Origin of the sequence: Streptomyces sp. NPDC058375, from assembly GCF_042723425.1 — a bacterium.
GTDB lineage: Bacteria > Actinomycetota > Actinomycetes > Streptomycetales > Streptomycetaceae > Streptomyces > Streptomyces durocortorensis.
Genome location: NZ_JBHXJG010000348.1, coordinates 1 through 5827, shown reverse-complemented (window position 1 = coordinate 5827; position 5827 = coordinate 1). Strand labels below are relative to the sequence as shown.

The window sequence follows — 5827 nt, the reverse complement described above, 5'->3', positions numbered from 1 at the left end:
GCCCTGAGGAAGGCCGGGGCCGCCGGGCGCGCGCCGGTCCGCACGTGCGGCTACGGCTTGGGCAGCGCGCAGCCCTCACGGTCGAGGTCGATCTTGTTGCCGGTCCCGATGCAGGGGACCATGTTGTACGTCTGCTGGGCGTAGTTGATGCCCTCGCGGACGGTCACCTCGCCGTTCTCGTCGACCTCGCACGGGTTGTTGTCCGTGCACTCCTGGCCGCTCTCGTTGCCGGTGTTGTTGACGGCGACCACCTTGCCGGTGGCGTCGTCGATCACCGGCGAGCCGGACGTACCGCCGATGGTCTGGCACTCCGGGGTGTAGCGGACCGAGTCCTTCCAGGTCCACCGGCCTTCCTTGAGCTGGTGGACGAAGCCGTCGATGTCGCAGCTGTAGGTGCGCTTCCAGTAGCCGGAGGCGACCGTGATGGCGGTGCCCGCCGTCGGGTGGGCGGTCTCCAGCTCCAGCGCCTGGATGCCGTAGCTGTCCTCGATCTGCTGGTAGGTGGAAGTGGTTTCGTAGAGCGAGAGATCGGTGTCGGTCATCGTGCCGTACGCGATCTTGCTCGCCTTCAGCGTGCCGACCCCGTCGCCCGAGGCGTTGAGCAGGGTGAACGTACGGGAGGACGGCTGGTCGACGACGACCTCGCCGGGGCCAGGAAAGCCGGACTCCAGGCAGTGCCCGTTGGAGAGCACGAGGGCGGGGTCGGTGGGGGCGGAGTCGGGGGAACGGACCACGGAGCCCGAACAGTTGCTGAGCGCGACGGTCCCGGCGAAGGTCACGGCCTTCGCCGCGGGGCCGGCCTCGGATGCGGTTTCCCGCGTCTGGACCTGCTGTGCGGGTTCGGCTGCGACGACGGGCGCGGCGCCGGCTCCCAGGAGCAGGGCAGCAAGAAACGCACCGACGAGAGGCTTGTTCATGTGGGGGGTACCTCCAGTGATGCCAAGGGCCGGAGATCTTCCGGCTTTTGACATGCGCATGTTTGCGCAGATGTCAGGCCATCACAAGGGGTCAATTCCGGCCGCTGCTACGGCTACCGCTTCCCCAGCCCTGCCACGGGCTCGGCAGCGGCCCCGTCCGCACCCCGGTAGATGTGGTCGCGCCCCCACTCCCCCAACGGTTCCAGTGCCGCGTTCAGAGAGAGGCCCAGCGGGGTGAGCGAATACTCCACGCGCGGCGGGACTTCGGCGTACACCTCGCGGTGCACGATGCCGTCGTCCTCCAGCTCCTTGAGGTGGGAGCTGAGCACCTTCTCGGTCACCCCGGGCACGGCCCGGCGCAGCTCACCGAAGCGGCAGGTCTTCTCGTTCAGCGCCCACAGGATGAGCACCTTCCACTTGCCGCCGATGACGTCCATCGCCGCGTCGATCCCGCAGACGAACGCCCCCGGTCTCCGTACGATCCGTGTCACCGCCCGCCCACCCCTCCCCGCCTGCTCGCTATCCACGAGGTAACCACCCACTCCATAGTGCGTACTTGTTGCCTTCGCAGCCTTCGACCAGCCTAATCGGCATGTCTGACAACACCGTTGGTGCCACATCGCCCACCCCCCTCACCCTGCTCGGCCTCGGCGCGATGGGCGCCGCGCTCGCCCGTACCTGGCTCGCCGCCGGACACCCCCTGACCGTCTGGAACCGCAGCCCCGGCAAGAGCGCCGAACTCGCCGCCGCGGGCGCCCGGGTGGCCGCGACGGCGGCCGAGGCGGTGGCCGCGAGCCCGCTCGTCGTCGCCTGCCTCCTGGACGACGCCTCGGTCCGCGCGGCGCTGGCGGAGGCCGATCTCGCGGGCAAGGACCTGGTCGACCTCACCACCTCCACCCCGGGCGAATCCCGTACCCGCGCGGCCTGGGCGAACGAGCGCGGCGCCCGCTTCCTGGACGGCGGGATCATGGCCGTACCGCCGATGATCGGTGTGCCGGAGGCCGGCGGCTATGTCTTCTACAGCGGCTCGCGCGAGGTCTTCGACGCCCACCAGGAGGTGCTGGCCGTGCCCGTCGCCACCCGGTACGTCGGGGCCGACCCCGGGTTCGCCGCGCTCCACGATGTGGCGCTGCTCAGCGCGATGAACGCCATGTTCGCCGGGGCGCGGCACGCGGCCGCGCTGGTGGCGGACGCCGGGATCGACCAGAAGGCTTTCGGCACGCTGGTGGCGGACTGGCTGGCGGCGATGGCCCCGGCGACGGCGGCGTACGCGGGCGGGCCCGTGCCCGAGGACCCCACCAGCGCGGCCGTGGCGGAGGCGGGGGACGCGGCGCTGGTCCGTACGGCCCGGGAACAGGGCGTCGACACGGCGCTGCTGATCGCGTCGGCGGGCTCGATGAACGGCATCTGACGGCCCTCCTCCCGCCCTTACGGGTCAGGCTTCCGCCGCCGCCCTTCCCGGGTCAGGCTTCCGCCGCCGCGGCCTCCTTGGCGTACGTCACCGCCTGGAGGAGCGTCAGTCCGGGCTCGGCCTGGCGCAGGATCTTGATGGCCTCCACGGAGTCCGCAGGCCCCTCGTGTCCGGCGGCGGTCAGCCGCTGGCGCACCCACCGGCCGCGCAGCTCCGCGTCCGGGCGGGCGGCGGAGCCCTCGGCCAGGGCGAGGGCGCGCTCCAGTCCGGGGCGCTCGGCGTCCGTGGCGGTCTCCAGCGCGCTCCGCAGACCGGCGACGACATCGGGGCCGTCGCGGACGACGAGTACGGCGAGGGGCTGGGGCTTCCGGAACAGACTCATGATCCACCGCTACCCGGGACAGCCCGGCCCTCACCGGAGTTGAGCAAGATCTGAGCCCGCGCACCGGGCCCAGGAGGTTCGTCCGAGGTCTCGGACCAGCGACCGAGACCCTCCGGTCGCACACCTCGGTCCGTAGCCGGAGGCGCGCCCGCGCCCCGGCTGCGTACGGTCGGCGTATGACACTCGACCTCGACGCCTACTTCGCCCGTATCGGCTGGACCGGGGAGCCCCGCCCCACCCTGGAGGTGCTGCGGTCCCTGCACCGGGCCCACTTGTCCGGCATCCCGTTCGAGAACCTGGACGCCGTCCTCGGCTCCGCCCCGTCGCTGGCACTCGACGACCTGGAGGCGAAACTCGTGCGCGGCGGACGCGGCGGGTACTGCTTCGAGCACGGCACCCTCTTCGCCGCTGTCCTGCGGCAGATCGGCTTCTCCGTGACGCCGGTGACGGCCCGCGTGATGCTGGGCGCGGCGCCGGGCGACATCCGGCCGCGTTCGCACATGCTGCTGCAAGTGGACGTGGAGGGTGAGCCGCACCCGTATCTGGCGGACGTCGGCTTCGGGGCGACCGGCGCCCTGCTGGAGCCGATCGAGCTGGTGGAGGGAGCGGAGCTGTTCGACGCCCCGCGCCACCACCGGCTCGTCCACGTCGCGCACGCCGGTCCGCTGCCGACGTGGGAGCTCCAGGCGGACAAGGGCGGCTCTTGGGAGCCGCAGCACACGTTCACCCTGGAACCGTTCGAGGCTCCGGACTACGAGATGATGAACTGGCACGTCGCGACGCACCCGCGCTCGCCGTTCCGGCAGGCGGTGTACGCGCAGCGCACCCGGATCGGCTCACACCTGGCCCTGGCCGGGCTGGACCTGGTGGAGACGGCCGACGACGGCACGGTCAAGGAGCGGCGGCTCAAGGACGGCGACGAGGCGCTGCGCGTCCTGGCGGACGACTTCGGCATCCGGCTCCCGGAGGGCACCCGACTGCCGGAGTGACCGACCTCGGCGGCCGTCCCGCGCAGCCGGGCGCCCCCCGCGTGGCGCATCTCACCCGTCCCGCCCGCTCAGCCCGCTCACGCCGCCTTTCCAAGCCCCGACGCCGCCCCGACCGGGAGATCCCACGGTCCGGGGCGGCGGCGGGCATGGCGATGGAAGACGGGGCGGGGCGGGGACGCGCCCCGGAGGGAGTACGCCGGGAGCAATCCCCGCGCACCCCGCGAAACGCGGCCGTAAGCTCGCGGACATGCAGGTCATCCAGTCGACGAAGCTCGCCAACGTCTGTTACGAGATCCGGGGCCCCGTGCTGGAGGAGGCGATGCGGCTGGAAGCGGCCGGTCAGCGCATCCTCAAGCTGAACACGGGCAACCCGGCCGCGTTCGGGTTCGAGTGCCCGCCGGAGATCCTCGAAGACATCCTGCGCAACGTCGCGGGCGCGCACGGGTACGGCGACGCGAAGGGCCTGCTGTCCGCGCGCCGTGCGGTGATGCAGCACTACCAGACCAAGGGCATCGAGCTCGACGTCGAGGACATCTACCTGGGCAACGGCGTCTCCGAGCTGATCCAGATGTCGATGCAGGCGCTGCTGGACGACGGCGACGAGGTGCTCGTACCGGCACCCGACTATCCGCTGTGGACCGCCTCGGTCTCGCTGGCGGGCGGGACGGCCGTGCACTACCGGTGCGACGAGCAGGCCGACTGGATGCCGGACCTCGCGGACATCGAGCGGAAGATCACCGACCGCACCAAGGCCCTGGTGATCATCAACCCGAACAACCCGACCGGTGCGGTGTACGACGACGAGATGCTGCGCGGTCTCACCGAGATCGCCCGGCGGCACAACCTGATCGTCTGCTCCGACGAGATCTACGACCGGATCCTCTACGACGGCGCGACCCACACCCCGACGGCGGCGCTGGCCCCGGACCTCATGGTGCTGACCTTCAACGGGCTCTCCAAGAACTACCGGGTGGCGGGCTACCGCTCCGGCTGGATGGCCGTCTGCGGACCGAAGGCGCACGCCACCTCGTACATCGAGGGGCTGACGATCCTCGCCAACATGCGGCTCTGCGCCAACATGCCCTCGCAGCACGCGGTGGCCACCGCGCTCGGCGGGCGGCAGTCGATCCAGGACCTGGTGCTGCCGGGCGGCCGGATCCTGGAGCAGCGGGACACGGCGTACGACCTGCTGACCTCGATCCCCGGGGTGACCTGCGTGAAGCCGAAGGGGGCGCTGTATCTCTTCCCCCGGCTCGACCCGAAGGTCTACAAAATCAAGGACGACCGGCAGATGGTGCTGGACCTGCTGCGGGCCGAGAAGATCATGGTCGTGCAGGGCACCGGCTTCAACTGGCCCGAGCCCGATCACTTCCGGATCGTCACGCTGCCGACGGTTGAGGACCTGACCGACGCGGTGACCCGGATCGGCACCTTCCTGGACGGTTACGGACAGCCGTAGCCGGATCCGCGGCCCCTGGGCGGTTACGGACAGCCGTAGACCGATCACTCTTCCGGACTACAGTCAACTTTAGACTGGTTCCAATGTAGGATGGTTCCACGCACCATCGGGAGGCCATCCATGTACGAGCCGATCCGCAGCCCCTCGGTCCACACCCCGGCCGACGACGCGGACTTTCCGCACCGCAGCCGCGAGGAGGAGCTGGACATCCAGCTCGCCGGGCACCTGGCCGCCCTCCTCGCGGTCACCGACGAGCTGGGCCCCGGCCCGGCAGGCGACCGGATCGCCGAGCAGGTGGCCCGGCTGCGCGGCGCCCCGCCCACCCGGCACGCCGGCCTGACCGCCGCCGCCCCCGCAGACCTCCACCGCCGCGCCCACGCCCTCGCGGGCCGCGCCCTGCTGGTGGCGGCGTCCCGCGCCGACACGACCGCCGCCATCCTCGCCGCCGAGCGGATGGACGCCCACACCGCGGCACTCGCCGCCCTCGCCGACCCCGCCGCCCCCTCCGGGCACCTGGTCGGCGCCCACTGACGGCCCCGGTCCGCGCGCCTCGGAGGCGTGCGGACCGGGTGCCACGGACTTTCCTGCGGGGCCGGCCGGGCCGGTCAGCCGGCCCGGCGTACCCGCACGGTCGCCGACGCCGTGGACGGGCTGTGCACGGCGTCGCCG

General features: G+C 71.8%; 7 protein-coding genes. 4 read left to right on the top strand and 3 right to left on the bottom strand.

Going from position 1 to position 5827, the window contains the following annotated elements; all coding sequences use genetic code 11:
* Positions 1–50: 50 nt before the first annotated feature.
* Positions 51–917 carry a serine protease gene (locus tag ACFWM7_RS32895; protein ID WP_383267790.1) on the bottom strand — a complete coding sequence of 289 codons (867 nt, stop codon included), beginning with the start codon at positions 915–917 and terminating at the stop codon, positions 51–53.
* A 113-nt stretch (positions 918–1030) separates the two neighbouring features.
* Positions 1031–1408, bottom strand: coding sequence for a winged helix-turn-helix transcriptional regulator (locus ACFWM7_RS32890; RefSeq protein WP_383267788.1), 378 nt, complete (start codon positions 1406–1408; stop codon positions 1031–1033).
* Positions 1409–1509: 101 nt separating this feature from the next.
* Here ACFWM7_RS32890 and ACFWM7_RS32885 point away from each other — a divergent pair, with 101 nt between their 5' ends.
* Positions 1510–2328: an NAD(P)-dependent oxidoreductase gene (locus tag ACFWM7_RS32885; protein WP_383267786.1), complete on the top strand. Its 819-nt coding sequence runs from the start codon at positions 1510–1512 to the stop codon at positions 2326–2328.
* A gap of 52 nt (positions 2329–2380) precedes the next feature.
* Here ACFWM7_RS32885 and ACFWM7_RS32880 read toward each other — a convergent pair whose 3' ends face one another.
* Complete coding sequence (locus ACFWM7_RS32880) at positions 2381–2710, bottom strand: hypothetical protein (protein ID WP_383267784.1); 330 nt, start codon at positions 2708–2710, stop codon at positions 2381–2383.
* A 176-nt stretch (positions 2711–2886) separates the two neighbouring features.
* Here ACFWM7_RS32880 and ACFWM7_RS32875 point away from each other — a divergent pair, with 176 nt between their 5' ends.
* The 3 genes from ACFWM7_RS32875 to ACFWM7_RS32865 all read left to right on the top strand — a co-directional run bounded on the left by ACFWM7_RS32875 (position 2887) and on the right by ACFWM7_RS32865 (position 5689).
* The gene (locus tag ACFWM7_RS32875) at positions 2887–3699 is read left to right on the top strand and encodes an arylamine N-acetyltransferase (RefSeq protein WP_383267783.1); all 813 of its coding nucleotides are present in this window, start codon (positions 2887–2889) and stop codon (positions 3697–3699) included.
* Between the two features lie 247 nt (positions 3700–3946).
* Positions 3947–5158, top strand: coding sequence for a pyridoxal phosphate-dependent aminotransferase (locus ACFWM7_RS32870; protein ID WP_383267781.1), 1212 nt, complete (start codon positions 3947–3949; stop codon positions 5156–5158).
* A 120-nt stretch (positions 5159–5278) separates the two neighbouring features.
* Positions 5279–5689 (top strand): hypothetical protein, encoded by a 411-nt coding sequence (locus ACFWM7_RS32865; RefSeq protein ID WP_383267779.1) that lies wholly within the window; start codon positions 5279–5281, stop codon positions 5687–5689.
* The last annotated feature ends 138 nt before the right edge of the window (positions 5690–5827 follow it).

Excerpts from the sequence above, each read along its gene's own strand:
- ACFWM7_RS32895 (WP_383267790.1), bottom strand. The coding sequence starts at position 917 with ATGAACAAGCCTCTCGTCGGTGCGTTTCTTGCTGCCCTGCTCCTGGGA.
- ACFWM7_RS32885 (WP_383267786.1), top strand. The coding sequence starts at position 1,510 with ATGTCTGACAACACCGTTGGTGCCACATCGCCCACCCCCCTCACCCTG.
- ACFWM7_RS32880 (WP_383267784.1), bottom strand. The coding sequence starts at position 2,710 with ATGAGTCTGTTCCGGAAGCCCCAGCCCCTCGCCGTACTCGTCGTCCGC.
- ACFWM7_RS32875 (WP_383267783.1), top strand. The coding sequence starts at position 2,887 with ATGACACTCGACCTCGACGCCTACTTCGCCCGTATCGGCTGGACCGGG.
- ACFWM7_RS32870 (WP_383267781.1), top strand. The coding sequence starts at position 3,947 with ATGCAGGTCATCCAGTCGACGAAGCTCGCCAACGTCTGTTACGAGATC.
- ACFWM7_RS32865 (WP_383267779.1), top strand. The coding sequence starts at position 5,279 with ATGTACGAGCCGATCCGCAGCCCCTCGGTCCACACCCCGGCCGACGAC.